Raw genomic sequence first — 18084 nt, 5'->3', positions numbered from 1 at the left:
TATGAATGCAATCGATAAGTTTGTCGATGCAATTATTAGTTCAGATAATAATTATCAAGAATTAGATCGTATCTACTTAATCAACCGCGTCAGAGCCTTGGTTGGTGATGAATGCAATATCAATGGCAAAAGCTTGTTAGCAGTTCGTGATGCTCTGATCCAAACTGCTATTCAGAACCAAAAGATCGTAGACACTCCAACTGAAAAAGAAATATTGAGCGACCAATTGATGGACTTGTACACACCCGTCCCATCAGCGATAAATCAGAAGTTTTGGAATTTATATCAAAATAGTCCAGAGTCCGCCACTAATTATTTTTATGAATTAAGTCGTAAAAATGATTACATCAAAACTAAGGCCATCGCCAAAAATATTTCTTACACAACTAAGACCGACTACGGAGACTTAGAAATAACCATCAATCTATCCAAGCCTGAAAAAGACCCTAAGGCTATTGCGGCAGCTGGCACGCAAGTACAAACTGGTTACCCCAAATGTCAATTGTGTATGGAAAACGAAGGCTATTTAGGACGACTAGGTTATCCTGCCAGAAGCAATCACCGGATAATTCGTTTCATGCTCGGTGGAGAAACTTGGGGATTCCAGTATTCCCCATATGCTTATTTCACTGAGCACGCAATTTTCTTATCACACATTCATCGTCCAATGGTTATTAATCAACATACCTTCAGCAATCTATTGGAAATCACCAAACAATTTCCACAGTACTTCGTCGGTAGTAATGCTGACTTACCGATTGTTGGCGGCTCAATGCTTTCTCACGACCACTATCAAGGCGGACGTCATGAATTTCCAATGATGAAAGCTCCTGTTGTTAAAAACATAAACCTGCCTATCAAGAATGTTGAGGCCGGTATCGTCAAATGGCCATTGTCAGATATCAGACTGACTAGCGATGATCCTGAACAATTGATCAAAGCTGCTACTCTGATCCATAATAATTGGAAATCATATTCTGATGAAGACGTTGATATCCGCGCCTATACAGGCGAGATTCGTCACCATACCGTTACGCCAATTGCCTACCGAAAGGATAATCAATACGTACTCGATATTGTTCTACGTGATAACCAAACTTCTACAAATTATCCTGATGGTATCTTCCATCCCCACAAACAATATCAACATATCAAAAAAGAAAATATCGGATTAATCGAAGTAATGGGCCGTGCAATCCTTCCCGCTAGATTAAAAACTGAATTGATTGAAGTTGAAAAATACTTATTGAATCAACCAAACAACATGGCAGAATATCACCACGACTGGGCTGATCAACTCAAACAAAAGTATGAATTCACTTCTGAAAATGTCGAAGATATTGTTAACAAAGAAACCGGATTAGTCTTCTCCCACGTACTAGAAAATGCCGGTGTGTACAAGTGGGATAATCAGGGAAGAAAGGCCTTTGATAAATTTATTAATAGTCTAAATGAGGTGAAATAATGGCTACAATTCGTGATATTGCTAAACGGGCTTCCGTTTCACCCGCTACTGTTTCCAGAGTTCTCAACAATGACTTAACACTGTCTGTGACTGATGACACTCGCGAAAGAATCATCAAAATTGCTGAAGAAATGAATTACTCCAAAACAAGTAAAAAGAGTCAAACTAGAATTGCCCTAGTTCAATGGTATTCAGAATCTCAAGAACAAGACGATATCTACTACATGATGATCCGTGAAGGTATCGAAAAACAAATACAAAAGTTCAACTTTGAAATTATTCGAATTTTCAACAACGACTTCTCCACAATTGATGGTGATATTGATGGAATAATTGCTGCTGGAAAATATAGTTTTCAACAAGTTGATCATATGAAGAAGTATTCTGACAATATCATCTTCATCGACGACGACCAATTTCAAAATGGATTTGATACTGTCTTAACTGACTTCAAATATGGCGTACAACGCGCGCTAGACTTCTTTTTGGACCAAGAAATCAAAGAAATTGGAATTATTTATGGCGAAGAGAAATCAACTGATGGACTCAAAACAATCGTTGACAAACGCTTCGATTGCTATAAAGATTACATGGCACAAGAAGGACTCTTTCAAGAGAAATATTGTTTCAAAGGTGACTTCTCCAAAAAATCTGGCTACGAACAGATGAAACTTGCTATCAAAAAGCTAGATAACTTACCTAAAGCATTCTTTATTAGTAATGACCCAATGTCAGCCGGTGCATTAAGAGCATTACAGGAAGCTAGTATTTCAGTTCCTGACGATGTTCAAATCTTCAGTTTCAATAATACTTCCGTTGCCGGCTACGTTAACCCCGAGCTGAGTTCTATTTCTGTTTCAACAGTTCAAATGGGTGCAGCCGCAGTACAGTTGCTGTATGATCTGTTAATGAATAAAAACCACGTACCGTATAAATTAGAATTAGCCACCAAATTAATATTTAGAGAAAGTACAAAAAAGGTCGAGAAAAAATAATTTTCTCGACCTTTTTGTTTGCTTATTTTACTATGCTTCCAATGACTTAGGATCAAAATCACGAGCGAACTCTGACAGATGAACCAGATTTCTCAAAAATTCATGTGTAGTTGCTTCGTAATGATACTTCAAGCCTAACTCATAAATATAACCGTTGATATAGTCAACTTCAGTCGGACGACCTTTTGACATATCTTGATACATTGATGGGAAATGTAATGGATTAGTATCAGTACTTACGTGTCTGATTATCTCCCATTCTTCCTCACGTGTATTCAACAGTTTGATTCCAGCACGTTCACATACATCAAATGCTTCATTGATAAGTTGTCGTCCTAGTTTCTCGGCAGTTGGTCCTTGGATATATTCGCCCATTTGAATCTCAAACATAGTACATAGTGTGTTGATAACTGAATTAAAAATAACTTTGGCCATCAATGTTCCTAAGAAGTTCGTTGTCAAAGTAGGATTCAAATTAGCTTTGGTAAATTCTTCAACAATTTGATGAGTTGTATCATCTGGACTCTCAGTCTGATTGGCCATGTGCATACTTCCGGCACCAGATGCACCGATAAAATCAACATCCCCGGCTCCATTCAAAACAGTACCGATCAAAGCTGTTCCACCAATTACTTTTTTGGGTTTGAAATATTTATTAATTTTTTCAATATGTCCCATACCATTCATAGGAGAAACGACATATTGATGGTCTTTGAAACTACCTGCTGTACGTTTCAAAGCATCTTCTAATTGCATCTGTTTAGTGAAGACGATCCAAACATCAGGATCACCTTCGTAATTTTCTGGAGAATAAATGTTGACGGGCACTAGATGTTTATCTTTACCATCTCTTGATACATAAACTCCGTTCTGTTCTTTAATCTTTTCGATCTGATCATCCCAGATTTCAACGAAATCCACTGGAAAACCAGCCTGCTGTAGTAAAATTCCATATCGCAGGCCCATTGCTCCTGCTCCCAAAACTGCATATTTCATAGTGTGCGCCTCCATTTATTGATTAACAGCAATTATTAGACAAATTATAATAATTGTCAATGAAATTTTAATCTTTTTCTTAGATACGGTTGACTTACCGTTGGTACAAGCACTATCATACAAATTAACTTAAAATTTATTTTTTTAATAAAGGAGAGATTTTTATGGCAAAAGCAGATGCATCAAAACTAGATTGGAATAACTTAGGATTCGAATATATGGACTTACCTTATCGATATACGGCCCATTGGAAAGATGGTGCTTGGCAAGACGGCGGTCTTACTGAAAACAGCACTCTTCCACTAAACGAAGCAGCCGTTGTACTTCATTATGGTCAAGGTGCATTCGAAGGAATGAAAGCCTACCGTACCCCCGACAATAAGATTCAATTATTCAGACCCGACCGTAACGCAGCACGTTTAAAGAATTCAGCTGAAAGACTACTTATGCCAGTATTCCCCGAAGACAAGTTTGTCGATGCTGTCAAACAAGTTGTCAAAGCTAACGCAGACTTCGTTCCACCATATGGTACTGGTGGCACATTATACATCCGTCCTCTACTAATTGGATCAGGTGCTACGATCGGTGTTCATGCCGCTCCAGAATATACTTTTACAGTCTTCGCAATGCCTGTCGGTAGTTACTTCAAGGGTGGAATGACACCAGTCAACTTCACGACATCACAATATGACCGTGCTGCACACAAGGGTACTGGTCAATCTAAAGTTGGTGGTAATTACGCTGCATCTCTATTGCCCGGCGAAAATGCTCATAAAGATGGATTTGCCGACTGTGTTTACCTTGACCCAGTCAATCATAAGAAGATCGAAGAAGTTGGATCTGCTAACTTCTTTGGTATCACTAAGGATAATGTCTTTGCAACACCTAAATCACCATCTATCCTTCCATCAATCACCAAGTATTCACTACTATGGCTAGCTGAACATCGTCTAGGTCTTGGCACTGAAGAAGGCGACGTCTACATCGATCAACTAGACAGATTCAAAGAAGCCGGAGCTTGTGGTACAGCCGCTGTCATCTCTCCTATCGGTGGCCTAGAACACAATGGCAATCTACACGTCTTCTACAGCGAAACTGAAGTTGGACCTGTTACTAAGAAATTATACGACGAATTGACAGGAATCCAGTTTGGTACCGTTGAAGCACCTGAAGGCTGGGTACAGGTCGTAGAATAGAGCAGAGAGTGGAACAAAACGGGTAACTCCTGAGCATTAACCTAGGTAACGAGACGATGCGGTTTTAGCATCTTCACGTTAGCGTAGTTAAGCGGAGGGAGTTGTTTTGTGCAACTCGTTTAAGAAAATAGAGAGTGGAGAAAAGCGGTAACTCCTGAGCATTACCTAGAATAACTAAGGTGCCAACGAAGTTGGTGCATTTGTTATTCGTAGTAAGCGGAGGGAGTTGCTTTTCGGAACTCGTTTCAAACAAAGTACTTCTAATAACAAATCAAACAAAAAGGAATCAAAAATATGAGAAAATTTGGAATCATCGGTGTCGGACACGTTGGTGTTACCGTCGCCTACACCCTAGTAACTAAAGGAATTGCGGATGAACTAGTTTTGATCGACAAAAAAGAAGACAAAGCTATCTCCGAACAACTCGACTTACAAGATGCTCAAGCACGTCTTGATACCAGCACAATCATCAAAATTCAAGATTACTCTGAATTAAAGGATGCCGACATTCTATTTCTCACTGCTGGAAAAGTTGATGCTGCCAAAGAAACTGGTAGTCGTTGGGCAGAATTCGAATATACCAATGCTATCGTCAAAGAAGTAGCACCTAAGATCAAGGCTTCTGGTTTCAACGGTGTTGTGATAGACACAACTAATCCTTGCGATGCCATCACACAATATCTTCAGAAGTCTGCCGGCCTAACAACTACTCAAGTTATGGGTACAGGTACATTCCTTGATACTGCCAGAATGCAACGTGTCGTCGCTGAACAATTCGGTGCTAACTCTAAGAATATTACCGGCTATACCCTTGGTGAACATGGTGACTCACAATTTGTCGCTTGGTCAGGCGTTCGTGTCAACAATCATCCCCTAGTTGAATTTGCTAAGCAACAAGGCAAAGACCTCAACTACGATGACCTCGAAGAAGAAATCAGAAAAGGTGGTTGGGCTGTCTATAAAGGTAAAGGTTATACAAGTTTTGGTATTGCGACTTGTGCCGTCAAACTGGCTCAAGCAGTCTTATCAGATGCTCAATTTGAATGTCCAGTATCTTGTTATAACGAAGAATTCGATACATACATCGGTCAACCTGCCGTCATTGGTAAGCACGGTGTAGAATTCGTAAATGAGATTAAACTAACTGATGAAGAAAAAGCTAAGTTAAAGAACTCAGCTGAAACTATTAAAGAAAAATTTGCGACAATGTAATAAAAAGACGTTGATGATTTTCTCATCAACGTCTTTTTCTATGCAATTTTTACTTTACTTGTAATCTTGGCTTTGTTCAACAACATGGAACTAGTTACAACTGACAATGAACTGAATGCCATTGCCAAGCCGGCTAATTCAGGACTTAGGCTCAAGCCGATACCGTAGAAGATACCAGCAGCGACTGGAATTCCTAGAACGTTGTAAATGAAGGCCCAGAATAGGTTTAGCTTGATGCGATTGAATGTCTTCTTGCTCAAAGCAAGTGCACGATCAACATCTCGTAAATCATTCTTAACCAACACAATACCACCAGATTCAATGGCAATATCTGTCCCTGAACCCATGGCAATACCGACATCCGCAACTGTCAAAGCTGGAGCATCATTGATACCATCCCCAACAAAGGCGACTTTACCATCTTGTTGCAATGCTTTAACATGATCCGCTTTGTCACTAGGCAACACATCAGCAATAACTGAATCGATACCAACTTGTGAAGCAATTGCTTCAGCAACACGCTGGTTATCACCTGTCAACATGACTGTCTTCAATCCACGTGCTTTAAGATCCGCAATAGCCTCTTTGGATGTCTTTTTAGGAGCGTCTTGGATAGCAATCAATCCAATAACTTTATTCTCAACTCCAACGAAGACCACAGTCTTAGCTTCCTCTTGAAGTTTGATAACTTGTTGCTGTAATGAATCATCGATTTTAACATCTGCTAACAATTTGTCATTACCAACAAAAGCCTGTTGACCATCGACTATAGCTTCAACACCCTTACCTTCAATAGCTTTGAACCCACTTACTTTGGGTACAACAATGTTTTCTTTGCCAGCTTTCTTAACGATGGCTGAAGCAAGTGGGTGCTCAGAAGATTGTTCCAAACCGGTCGCAAATGATAATACAGACTTAGTATCACCAACGATGTCAGTTACTTCAGGCTTACCAACTGTGATGGTACCAGTCTTATCGAAGACAACTGTCTTAACATCATTAACAGCTTCAAGGACTTCACCATTCTTGATCAAAATACCCATCTTGGCTGAACGACCAGTTCCCACCATCAAAGCTGTCGGAGTAGCCAATCCAAGTGCACAAGGACAGGCGATAACGACCACCGACACTGCAAAAATCAATGAGTTCGCAACCGATGCGCCTAAGAAGACGTACCAAGCCAAGAACGTTACGATGGCCAAAATCAACACGGTTGGTACAAAAATATCTGAAACTTTATCAGTCAAATTTTGAATTGGTGCATGACTGTTTTGAGCCTTTTTAACTAATTCAACGATTTGTGACAACATCGTATCGTCACCGACTTTTTCAGCTTTGAACATAAAAGTACCGTTACTATTAATTGTCGAACCAATAACTTTGTCACCAGTCTTCTTCTCAACTGGCATACTCTCACCAGTAACCATTGATTCGTCGATAGTCGATGTACCTTCAGTAATAATTCCATCAACGGCAACTTTTTGTCCAGGTTTTACACGGACAATATCACCAACAACGACTTCTGATAAAGGAATCTTAACAAGTTGACCATCACGCATAACTTCAGCATCTTTGGCTTGTAGATCAACTAATTTTTCAACGGCATTGGAAGCATTATTTCTCATTCTCTCCTCAAATACTTGTCCCAATAGAACGAAGGTCGTAACGAAAGCTGCACTCTCGAAGAATACGGCTTGCCCAGTTATCATTGCGTAGATACTGTATACATAAGCTGTCACAGTTCCAATCGCTACGAGCGTATCCATATTTGAATGATGCTTATTGAATGATGCCCAAGCACTCTGCCAGAATGGACGAGCTGAAACTACCATCACACTGTCGTTAGAAGCAACTGTGTCCAGTCTCCTCCAGGAAGCATCCAGCCAAATGGCATTAGGATCATGTTGGCTAACATTGGTAATGAAAAAATCAATGAGACCCAAAAACGTTTTGTGATAGTCATTAGGAAATAACCACCTTCCCAAACATCATGTCCATTCCACAACTGAAGTCATATTCTCCAGCCTTATCAGTTGGTACATCGACTGTCTTAGTTACATCGATAGGAAGATCTTCCTCAAAGCCTAATTCTTTGGAATGTACAACCTCCAAACATCCTTGCTCATTAGTTCTAGTAAATGAAATCTTAGCTGGAACACCTTGTTTCAAATTAACAACATTTGGCTTGTATCCTCCAGCAACTTCTACTTTAACTTCTTGTGTGTTTTCATTCATAATATTCATCCTGTCCTTCATAAACGAGTTACAAAAGTCAGATTTCTGCGCCTGCTACAATTAGTGATAGCACTACTACGTAGCACTCTCCCTAATCTAGGCAGTGCTCAAAATCTCCCAACTTTTTCCACTCTCTCTTTTTATTTTATAATTAATTTTCCATGGAACATATCCATACCACAAGCCCACTGGAATTCACCAGGCTTAGTTGTATCTATTTCTATTTGTTGTTCTTCATTAATTGGTAATGCTTGATTGATACCGAAGTCTGAAAAGACTACTCGATCCAAACAACTGGATTTATCTTTTCTGGTAAAATTGAGCATTGCTGGAACGCCCTGCTTCAAAACAACTGTCTCTGGTGAATAGCCACCATTTACCTCAACATCAATACTTTGTGAATCATCAGTCACATCTGCCGAAACCTCAGCTACTTCATGCTTGCCGAAGAACCACCAAACGATGAATCCTATAATTGCTAAACCAACTATCAATACTATGATCTTTGTCAAAATAATCCCCTCACATTTCTTGTTTACACTTGTAATCATTAGTTACATTTTATTCTCGGTGTTTACATTTGTCAACAAGATAATTCTACAAAATAAAATAGCCATATCCTATTAGGGATATGGCTAAGTTTTTCTAAACTATTTGTTCCAAAATATCATTCTTATACTTCATATATTCAGCATCGATCTTCGCTGAATCAATGTTGAAATAGGGATTATCAATTACCTTGATCGGAATACCCTTGTCTGGCGTCATGATGGCAATACGATTACCCAACTTAATTGCTTCATCAATATCATGAGTGATGATAAAGAACGTCAGGTGCAGTGACTTCCAGAGGTCCAGTACAACATTATGAATGTCGTTACGTGTAAATTCATCCAAAGCACCAAAAGATTCATCAAACATCACTACTTGCGGTTGATTAGCCAGAGCCCGAGCAATAGCAACGCGCTGACGCATTCCACCAGATAATGAGAAGACATAATCGTCTTTCTTATCAGCTAACTGCACTTGATCAAGCAAAGTACTTACTCGTGATTCAATCTTAGATTTATCAAAATGTCGCATTTTCAAGCCAAAACCAATATTATCGGATACGTTCAACCACGGATATAAAGCATTGTTCTGGAACACGACTCCAAGTTTCCAATTAGGACCTGTGATCGGTTCACCATTCAACAATACTTCACCTGAAGTCGGCTGAAGATAACCGGCAATCGTATTAAGCAGTGTACTCTTACCGCACCCAGACTTACCAATGACCGTCATGATTTCTCCACGGTTGATATCAAGATTGAGGGCATCCAAGGTCGACTTATCAGCACCTGGATAAGTGAGCGTTAAATCTTTTACTTCTATAATTTTCTCCACTTATTTATCCCCCAATTCCTCTACATAGTTTGATGCAACAAAATTACTGATTTCTTTCTTAGTTGGTGCGTGATCGATTGTTTGCTGCTGCGCCATGAATCTACCCGTAATATACAACTGCTCCTGGAAGGTTTCAGTCAAAAACTTTTGATCGACCATCTGTTTAGCAGTTAACCATTCTGAAGTTCCAATTTGTGATTTTGCTTCATTGTAACCTAAGTCGTTTTGCTTTGAAGCTGCAGTAATGATTTTCTTAGAATCAGTTTGCATCTCTTGATGTGTCCGATTCAATTGCTGTAACAATCCTTTGACCAATTCAGGATGACTACGTTCGAATCCACCGCGAACCAAAGTAATATTAGCTGTGACTCGATTTTGATTCCGTAGGTTTTCACTAGTGATAAGGAAATGTCCATTCTTCAACATCGGCGTCAAAGTCGGCTGCCATGTGTAAGCAGCTGAAATATCACCACGATTCCATGCCGCAACAATGTCTTGCGTGTCCATATCTAACAATGAAACCTTATCCAACAAATTATATTTTTTAAGTGTCATCATCAGGCTATAGTGCGATGTCGAAGCAAATGGTGTCGCAATCTTTTGACCTGCTAAATCTTGAAAGTCCTTGATACCACTACCATTGCGAACTACTAGGCCCTCATTATTACCTAACACATCATTGACCCAGATCAACTTGGCATCGATTTTCGAAGACATCGCTACAACACCATTAGTATCGCCCATTGTCGCAAAATCAATATCACCGGAAACCAATGCTTTGTTCGCATCAACTCCAGAATCAAAAATAATATATTTGGTCTGAATATGCTTTTTGTCAAAATAAGCTTTTAAGTAATTCAATTGTCTAGCTGCCGCGACGTCATTAGGAACTTGTAAAATACCGATTCTGACTTCACTGACCTTCTTCGGATCATTCTTTCGATTGGAACATCCGGTCATTATTAATAATAAACTGAATACAACTGCCAAAACCTTGATTGTTTTTCTCATGATTTACCACTCCAAAAGACAATCTTTCTTTCGATAACTTTCAAGAACTGGTCCAATGCCACACCAGTAATTCCAAGAATAATGATTCCAACAAACATAACATCACTCTTCAAATACTTCGAAGCATTGATGATCATCCAGCCAATTCCATACGTTGCTGCAACCATTTCAGCCGCAACAACAGTTGTATAAGCCATCCCGACAGCAGTTCTGATTCCCGTGAAAATATCTGGTAATGCGGAGGGAAAAATCACGTGGAAGAAGACTTGTCTGGGAGTAGCACCTAGCGATTCAGCACTTTTGATGTAATCATCATTAACCTTTTGGACACCTGAAATACATGCCAGGTAGATTGGTGCAAAAGCTGCCAAATACAGCAGAACGACCTTTGAGGTTTCACCAATACCGACCCAAAGAATCAGTAGAGTGTAATATGCCAACGGTGGAATCGGTCTAATAAATTGAATTATAGAATCAAACATTGAATAAATAATTCTGATCCTACCACTTATTAATCCTAATGGTACGGCTGTGATGATAGCCAAAACGACTGCACTTAATAATCTCACCATCGTGATCATGAAGTGATACCACAATGGAATTCCATTATAGCCATATTTACTCAAGTTAATGAATGTAGAAATAACCTTTTCTGGACTTGGTAAAAGTATTTCTGGTGTGATTTTTAATGATGTCACTAGCTGCCAGACGACTAATAAGACTAGCCATGTGGCGACCGTTATGCCCCAATAGTGCTTCTTTCTTGCTTTCATATTTCCCTCCGAAAAAAACTAGACGTGATACGGATACCACGTCTAGTTGTGTTTCAATTTCTACTATATTGTAGAACCGTTTTGTTTTTGTTTTCTGAAATGAGTTGCGAAAGCCAACTCCCTCCGCTTAGCTACAGATAAGAAAGGATGCACAAACCGCATCAATTCTTATCTTAGGCTAATGCTCAGGAGTTACCCGTCTTTTGACGCGCTCTGATTTTCTACATCAAATCAAACCGATATCCATCAATAATAGGTTCTCTATCATCAACCGTATCATGATAATATTCGTACTCCGACAATCCTAAGAATGAGCCAACAATATTGTAGATATTTGTATATCCTAAGTTGCCCAAAGCACGTACCATGTTATAACTGCGCTGACTTGATAGACAGTGTACATAAACTGGTACATTGTGTGGAATTTCATCCAATCTGTCTCTGAACTCACTCAACGGAATGTTGATTGCATCCTTGATGTGGCCATCTTTGTATTCCTTAGGTTCACGAGCATCAACTATCATTGCTCCACTTTCAACTAAGTCACGAACTTCTGACATTCTAACTTGTTTGAATTCACCGTTAAGAAGATTTGTTGCAACTAAGCCAGCCATATTAACAGCATTCTTAGCTGTACTAAACATTGGTTGGTAGCACAATTCAAGATTTTGTAAGTCTTCAACGTGTCCATGCATTGAAATCATTGTAGCAATTACGTCGACTTGCTTATCAACACCACTTTCACCAACAGCTTGTGCACCGAGGATTTCGCCTGATGGTACTCCGAAGATCAATTTGAAGTATAGTGGTTTAGCATTTGGCATCAAGGCCACTTTGTCCTTAGGGATGATCATTGCAATATCGTAATCAATCCCATTTTCCAAACATTGTGTCTCTGTTAATCCTGTTGAAGCTGCGTTCATCTTAAACAACTTAATAACTTGTGATCCGATAACGCCACGTTGTGTAACGTGTCTGCCATACATGTGATCTGAAGCAGCACGTGCTTCCATTTGAGCTGGAAAGGCAAGATCAAGACGTTGCTTCTTTCTTGTAATCATATTTGTAACTTCAATGGCATCCCCAACCGCGTAGATATGTGGAAGATTAGTTTGATAACCTTGATTTACAGCAATTGCTCCTGTATCTCCAAGTTTAACACCAATTTTTTCTGCCAAAGAAACATCTGGTCTAACACCGATCGCCATAACAACGACATCAGTTGGAATAGTCTTACCTGAAGCTAGAATTACCTTAGTGTCAGAAATTTCTGAGACTCCATCATCTACGACCAAGTTAACATCATTGTCGATAATTTCTTTATGAAGGATTTGAGCCATGTCATCATCAATCGTTGCCATAACATGGTGAGCTGCTTCAACCAAAGCGACATTCTTGCCACCTTCAACCAAGTTCTCCATAACTTCAAGTCCGATGAACCCACCACCGACAACCGTAATGTTCTCAGCATTGTTGTTTTCAATGTAGCCAGCCAAAGCCTTGATATCTTCAACATTACGAACTGTGAAGACATTCTCGTTGTGAATACCCTTGATTGATTCTGGCAAAATTGGAACGGCACCTGGTGAAAGAACTAGTTCATCGTAATCTCTTGTGCTTGTCTCACCAGTGATCGTATCCTTAATAGTTACAGTTTGATCTTTGTAATCAGCATCGATAACTTCAGTGTTTACTTCAGCATCAATATTGTATTGCATCTTGAATTGTTGCGGTGTCATCAAGACAATGTCGTCAGCATCTTCAATTGTTCCGCTCAAGTGATATGGCAAAGAACAGTTTGAGAACGATACATTTGGACCCTTCTCAAACATTGTTACTTCAGCACTTTCATCTAAACGTCTAACTCTAGCGGCAACTGATGCACCACCGGCAACTCCACCTACTACTAATACTTTTTTACTCATTACAATTTCTTCCTTTCTTTATTATGCATAAACTCTCTTCGCTACCATATTTCCAATAATTCCACCTGCGACCAATACAATTAAGAATATCCATCCTGACAATGAGAATGTAGCGATTGGGCTGTATAAAGCACCAACGTTACAACCGTTTGATAGACGTGTTCCGAATCCCATTGAAAAACCACCAATGGCATATAATGTACTACTCTTAACAGTCAATGACGGAACAGAATGAATAGTTTCACTCATTAATCCAGCAGTTGTGAAGTAAACCAAAGTTCCAAGTAAGATACCAAAGTTTTGTACTGTAACTCCATTAGCTAACCAAGGACCTGCAAACACTGCAGCTGGTTGGTTAGTAAAGCTTGCTAATGAACCAGCAGAAACACCAAATGATGTTAGAACTTTACCAAACCAGAATCCGTAAGGTGTTGAAGCCCCCCAACCAGACTTTGTAAGACCCATTAATAATACAAATAGAAATGCTAAACCGATGGCACCTTGTTTCAAAGTCAAAGGTCTCTTAAACATAACATCATAATTAGTTGGACTTGTTAATGAATAATCAGCAATACCTTCGTCAGATAAAGGTTTGTCTTGCATTCTTTCTGACAATACTCCTGAATATGTTGATTCATTACGACGTTTCTTTTCATATAGATATGATAGATAAACACCGATTCCAGCAAAAATAGCTGTTAGAACGATAGCACCTAGATATCCATTCAAGCCATCCCATTTGAACCAGTCAGGCATATAGACGCCATTTGAAAACTTTGAACCAGTTGCTGAAGTAAATCATGATTTTTGAACCCATGATTGAGTTGATTGTACTGGGAATCCTAAAAATACACCGACACAGAAGAAAATCAGAGTAATTCCGGCTCTTGGTAAATCAGTTACTAAGTCTGTCAATGTACCCGTAGCACAACATGATGAGAACGACATTCCAAATCCGAAAAGCAATCCGCCTAATAGTAATCCTAAATTAATTGGATTTATCCACAAGTCATAATCTGTAATATTCTTTGCTGAGAACAAAAATGCCACATTAGCAATTGCCGTTATAAGGAACATGAACATTAATGTACGCATCAACTTAGTTGAGCCTGTGTTATAAGCTCTATTGACACTACCAGCAAATCCCGTATAAGATCTTGATAATATGTATCCCATTGCCAAACCAATCAGCAATCTAACGTAATGCATATTGGTTGGTAAAACAAATGGTGCTCCAAAAATAAGTACTGCTAACAAGATAAAACCAAATATTTTATCCCAATTTTTCATATCAACACTCCCCTAACATTTATTATGTGATATTGTTAACAATTTATAGTTACAGTATACAACCCTTGATATAACTAATGAAATTCCATTTATTGTGATAAGCTATAACCATATTGGAATAGGAGTGAAATCTATGAACAATTACGACGAATTACTTAATTACTTCAACGCTATTTTGAACTTTGGAAGTTTTTCAGCAGCTTCTGACCAGTTATTTATTTCACAATCATATCTAAGCAAAGTTATCCTTAAGGCAGAAAAAGAATTAGGTGCAACTCTTTTGGACCGTTCACATCACCCGATAACTTTGACATACGCTGGTGAAAAGTTCATGTCAGGCCTTGAAACAATAGCTTTTGAACGTCGCAATTTATATCAAGAAGTACACGATATCGCTAATAATAAGAACGGCCATATTAGTCTAGGAATTAATCAATCTATTGCTTCAGTCTATTTGCCCGAAATACTCCCCATATTCCACGAAAAAAATCCTCGTATCCATATAACTTTATCAGAAAGTCCTTCTGCTGCATTAGAAGGACAGCTTCTACATCAAGACTTAGACTTCCAAATTCGAATGCTTCCTATATACACGAACAAGATTCAATTTGAGCACTTAAAATACGAACCCATCTATCTGATATTGGCAAAAAATTCTCCTTACTTTAATCTAAACAAATCAAAAATAAATATTCTAGAAGACAACTTCGAATGTTTAAAACATCAAGATTTCATCAGCTTATATTCAGGGTCAGGCTTCTCTAGACTATTAGAGACTTTTCTAAATCGGCAAGAAATAGATCTAAATACCGTACTAAAGGTCAAATCTATTCAAACCGCCGCTACACTAGCATACAAAGGTCTAGCGTCAACCTTCATCCCCGAATCATTCTTAAACAAAGACTTCGACCCTACACTCTGCAATATCTACAAAATAAGTCCTAACGTTCTGAAAATGAATGTTGTCCTAGCTTCACTTAAGGACAGGAAGTTTACTCATGAAATGGAACTATTCCAAAAGAGTGTCCTAAGGAGCTTCTCAATCTACAAATAAAGGAATCAGCCAATTAGCTGATTCCTTTATTATTATCATTAACTATGTCAGCAAATACTGTATTGATATCGGCGTGAATAACTAATGACTTATCTTCAATTTTTGGATGTGTCATGGCATCCTTGGGATTGATATCAACATACGAAGCCTGAGGCAAGTTATAAGTCAAATTCCAAAATGGTTGTTGAATAAACATTGGTGTCATGCGACCAACCCCCAATTCTAACAGCAATAATTTTTTATCCTGATTGGCCTTAATGAAGGTATTCACCTTGTTATACTCCTGCTTAAATCTATCTCCCTCAAGAAAAGATGGAGATTAAAATACAATGAAAAAATCATCCAAGCTTAGTGACAGCGTTCATGTCTTAGTCTTGATTCAACTGGATCCATTTCATAATTTAACCAGTGCTAGATTGGCGAAGAGCATCAAAACTAATCCTTCATTCATCCGCCAAATTATGAGTAAGCTTAAGCAAGCCGGAATTATCGAAAGTGTCGCCGGGCATCCCCAACCACGTTTGACAGCTGAACCAAAGAATATTTCATTATTAGATGTTTATCATGCTGTTGAGGGAAATGAACCTGTTCTCCATCTGGATACAGATATCAATCCTGAATGCGGACCTGGAATCAACATTCAATTATCATTAAAGGATTATTATCAAGATATCCAAAAGAACATTGAACAGCAAATGGAGAAAATCACATTACAAGATGTAATTGATAATTACGAGAATCGTCTGGAGAACCCACAATCAGATTATTTGGAATTGATTGCAGATAATTAATTCTTTCATGCTAAAATTGAATTACCAATATATATGAAAGAAGGATTTTTAAATGAAGATTTATTTTGCTAATGGCTTATTCTCAGAAGCTGACCGTCTATACAACGACATGGTGGTTAAAAAGATTCGCGAGATGTCCAGTGACATTGAAGTATACCTACCTCAAGAAAATGGTGACATCAACGACAAGATGAACTATGCCGACTCGATCAAGATTGCTCAAGAGGATAACAAAGAACTTCTTTCATCTGACTTAGTTGTTGCCGTACTAGACGGCGATACAATGGATGACGGTGTTGCTACAGAGATCGGTTTAGCATTTGGTAAAGAGATTCCTGTTGTCGGCCTATGGACTGATCTTCGTCAACACGGATTTAACAATCCTGCAAAAGTTGAAGCCGTTAAGATCATCGGCGAGAATCCATTTGGTTACATCAACAACTACACTATCGGCTTGATCAAGATGAACGGCGTTGTTATCAACACTGTTGACCAACTTCTCGTTGAAGTTAAAAAATACCTCTAATGTTTCAATAGTGTTACACAAACTTTACAGTTGGATTATACCTAATTTACGTTTAGGTTATATCCAACTTTTTTGCTTCTATACGTTATATGATATTTCTCGGTTAGAAAAATTCAATTAAACAAATACGTTTTTACTTATCTAAGGGGATATATCTTATATGAAAATCAAAAGTTTCGCTGCTTCACTATTAACTGTTGCTTCACTTGCTCTTGTAACATTAGGTTCAACATCAAACGTCCAAGCTGCTACAGTTGCTACACAAGCTATGTCAGGTGTGCTTTACATCAGTAATGCATCTGGCGCACAAATCTACGGAACACCTACTAAAGAAAGTGGAATTGCTACTACTGGTGCCAGCCTCGATAACAGTTCTGCTTGGAAATATACAAAGGCTGCTAGTGTCAATGGAGAATTGTTCTATGCCGTTGGTAAGAACCAATGGGTCAAAGCTTCGGATACAAGCGCACAACCTACTACACAAGCTACAACTCAAATGAACAAGCTTATGTTCGTTAAAGCTAACGGACTAGTAAATCTTTACAGTTCAGCAAATGGTGGCTACTTCACAGGTAACACTGTTACTGGTGGCTACGGCTATACAGTTTACGAATCAACAACTGATGCCAATGGTCAAATCTGGTACAACGTTGGCCAAAACCAATGGGTAAATGGTCAATACATGTCAGATGACAATGTTACACAAACATTAACAATGAATGCTACTGCATATGATCCAGCCGTTCTTGGCTCAAACATGGGTTACAGCGGTGTCGCTGCTAACTTATCAAAATTCCCTAAGGGAACTCACTTGAGAATCACAGATGGCAATGGCAAAACTTACGATCGTGTTGTTAATGATACTGGCTTATTCGCATACAGCAATCCTAATCAATTAGATATTGCTATGCCTAACTCAGAAGCATTATCATTCGGACGTCAAAACGTTACTGTTGAAGTTTTAGGTTAATTAGAGCGTGTCAAAAGACGGGAACGTCTGAGCATTACCTAGGATAAGGAAGGTGCCAACGAAATTGGTGCATTTGTTATCCGTAGTAAGCGCAGGGAGTTGCTTTTCGGAACTCGTTTCAGATAATAACAAAACAAGCGGTGCTACTTAATAATAAGGTAGCACCGCTATTTCTTTATCATTTTTAATATTTGTTTAAACAAATCTATTGTATTTAATATAAATCTAATTATAATTATATTTAAAGACATCTCTGTAT

16 protein-coding genes and 2 pseudogenes are annotated in these 18084 nt (G+C 38.6%); 8 read left to right on the top strand and 10 right to left on the bottom strand.

Going from position 1 to position 18084, the window contains the following annotated elements; genetic code table 11:
• The first annotated feature begins 1 nt into the window (after window position 1).
• Window positions 2-1465 (top strand): UDP-glucose--hexose-1-phosphate uridylyltransferase, encoded by a 1464-nt coding sequence (locus tag JCM14932_RS00570; RefSeq protein WP_025023135.1) that lies wholly within the window; start codon window positions 2-4, stop codon window positions 1463-1465.
• Window positions 1465-2460, top strand: coding sequence for a LacI family DNA-binding transcriptional regulator (locus tag JCM14932_RS00565; RefSeq protein WP_025023134.1), 996 nt, complete (start codon window positions 1465-1467; stop codon window positions 2458-2460). The genes JCM14932_RS00570 and JCM14932_RS00565 overlap by 1 nt, the downstream gene beginning before the upstream one ends.
• A gap of 30 nt (window positions 2461-2490) precedes the next feature.
• Here JCM14932_RS00565 and JCM14932_RS00560 read toward each other — a convergent pair whose 3' ends face one another.
• Window positions 2491-3456: a ketopantoate reductase family protein gene (locus tag JCM14932_RS00560; RefSeq protein WP_025023133.1), complete on the bottom strand. Its 966-nt coding sequence runs from the start codon at window positions 3454-3456 to the stop codon at window positions 2491-2493.
• Window positions 3457-3620: 164 nt separating this feature from the next.
• On the opposite strand from JCM14932_RS00560, the gene JCM14932_RS00555 reads away from it, so the two are divergent.
• A complete protein-coding gene (locus tag JCM14932_RS00555; protein ID WP_025023132.1) occupies window positions 3621-4652 on the top strand; it encodes a branched-chain amino acid aminotransferase in 1032 nt (343 codons plus the stop codon).
• A gap of 294 nt (window positions 4653-4946) precedes the next feature.
• A complete protein-coding gene (locus JCM14932_RS00550; RefSeq protein WP_025023131.1) occupies window positions 4947-5864 on the top strand; it encodes an L-lactate dehydrogenase in 918 nt (305 codons plus the stop codon).
• Between the two features lie 38 nt (window positions 5865-5902).
• Here JCM14932_RS00550 and JCM14932_RS14035 read toward each other — a convergent pair.
• The 8 genes and pseudogenes from JCM14932_RS14035 to JCM14932_RS14015 all read right to left on the bottom strand — a co-directional run bounded on the left by JCM14932_RS14035 (window position 5903) and on the right by JCM14932_RS14015 (window position 14370).
• Window positions 5903-7827: pseudogene (locus JCM14932_RS14035) on the bottom strand (copper-translocating P-type ATPase).
• Window positions 7827-8099 (bottom strand): cupredoxin domain-containing protein, encoded by a 273-nt coding sequence (locus tag JCM14932_RS14030; RefSeq protein ID WP_034542275.1) that lies wholly within the window; start codon window positions 8097-8099, stop codon window positions 7827-7829. The pseudogene JCM14932_RS14035 and the gene JCM14932_RS14030 overlap by 1 nt, the downstream one beginning before the upstream one ends.
• A gap of 140 nt (window positions 8100-8239) precedes the next feature.
• The gene (locus JCM14932_RS00540) at window positions 8240-8650 is read right to left on the bottom strand and encodes a cupredoxin domain-containing protein (RefSeq protein WP_081776074.1); all 411 of its coding nucleotides are present in this window, start codon (window positions 8648-8650) and stop codon (window positions 8240-8242) included.
• Between the two features lie 94 nt (window positions 8651-8744).
• Window positions 8745-9485 (bottom strand): ABC transporter ATP-binding protein, encoded by a 741-nt coding sequence (locus JCM14932_RS14025; protein WP_034542274.1) that lies wholly within the window; start codon window positions 9483-9485, stop codon window positions 8745-8747.
• Window positions 9486-10496 (bottom strand): taurine ABC transporter substrate-binding protein, encoded by a 1011-nt coding sequence (locus tag JCM14932_RS16200; RefSeq protein ID WP_061778443.1) that lies wholly within the window; start codon window positions 10494-10496, stop codon window positions 9486-9488.
• Window positions 10493-11269, bottom strand: coding sequence for an ABC transporter permease (locus JCM14932_RS00525; protein ID WP_025023129.1), 777 nt, complete (start codon window positions 11267-11269; stop codon window positions 10493-10495). Before JCM14932_RS00525 ends, JCM14932_RS16200 begins: the two co-directional genes overlap by 4 nt.
• Window positions 11270-11490: 221 nt before the next feature.
• Window positions 11491-13194: an FAD-dependent oxidoreductase gene (locus JCM14932_RS00520; RefSeq protein ID WP_025023128.1), complete on the bottom strand. Its 1704-nt coding sequence runs from the start codon at window positions 13192-13194 to the stop codon at window positions 11491-11493.
• Window positions 13195-13215: 21 nt separating this feature from the next.
• Window positions 13216-14370 (bottom strand): annotated as a pseudogene (locus tag JCM14932_RS14015) (YeeE/YedE thiosulfate transporter family protein).
• Window positions 14371-14617: 247 nt separating this feature from the next.
• Between JCM14932_RS14015 and JCM14932_RS00510 the strand changes: the two are divergent.
• Window positions 14618-15538, top strand: a complete 921-nt coding sequence (locus JCM14932_RS00510) for a LysR family transcriptional regulator (RefSeq protein ID WP_025023127.1) — start codon at window positions 14618-14620, stop codon at window positions 15536-15538.
• 13 nt (window positions 15539-15551) lie between these two features.
• Here JCM14932_RS00510 and JCM14932_RS16735 read toward each other — a convergent pair whose 3' ends face one another.
• Window positions 15552-15809 (bottom strand): hypothetical protein, encoded by a 258-nt coding sequence (locus JCM14932_RS16735; protein ID WP_025023126.1) that lies wholly within the window; start codon window positions 15807-15809, stop codon window positions 15552-15554.
• A 58-nt stretch (window positions 15810-15867) separates the two neighbouring features.
• Between JCM14932_RS16735 and JCM14932_RS00500 the strand changes: the two genes are divergently transcribed.
• From JCM14932_RS00500 to JCM14932_RS00490, 3 genes are all read left to right on the top strand, one after another.
• Window positions 15868-16329, top strand: coding sequence for an Rrf2 family transcriptional regulator (locus tag JCM14932_RS00500; RefSeq protein ID WP_025023125.1), 462 nt, complete (start codon window positions 15868-15870; stop codon window positions 16327-16329).
• A 52-nt stretch (window positions 16330-16381) separates the two neighbouring features.
• Window positions 16382-16855: a nucleoside 2-deoxyribosyltransferase gene (locus JCM14932_RS00495; protein ID WP_025023124.1), complete on the top strand. Its 474-nt coding sequence runs from the start codon at window positions 16382-16384 to the stop codon at window positions 16853-16855.
• Between the two features lie 160 nt (window positions 16856-17015).
• Entirely contained in the window at window positions 17016-17825 is an 810-nt protein-coding gene (locus JCM14932_RS00490; protein WP_025023123.1) for an SLAP domain-containing protein, read from the top strand.
• Window positions 17826-18084 lie beyond the last annotated feature (259 nt).

Origin of the sequence: Companilactobacillus nodensis DSM 19682 = JCM 14932 = NBRC 107160 (assembly GCF_000615905.1) — a bacterium.
Taxonomy (GTDB): Bacteria; Bacillota; Bacilli; order Lactobacillales; family Lactobacillaceae; genus Companilactobacillus; species Companilactobacillus nodensis.
The sequence above is the reverse complement of the archived record's forward strand: the minus strand, read 5'-3'. Positions and strand labels throughout refer to the sequence as shown.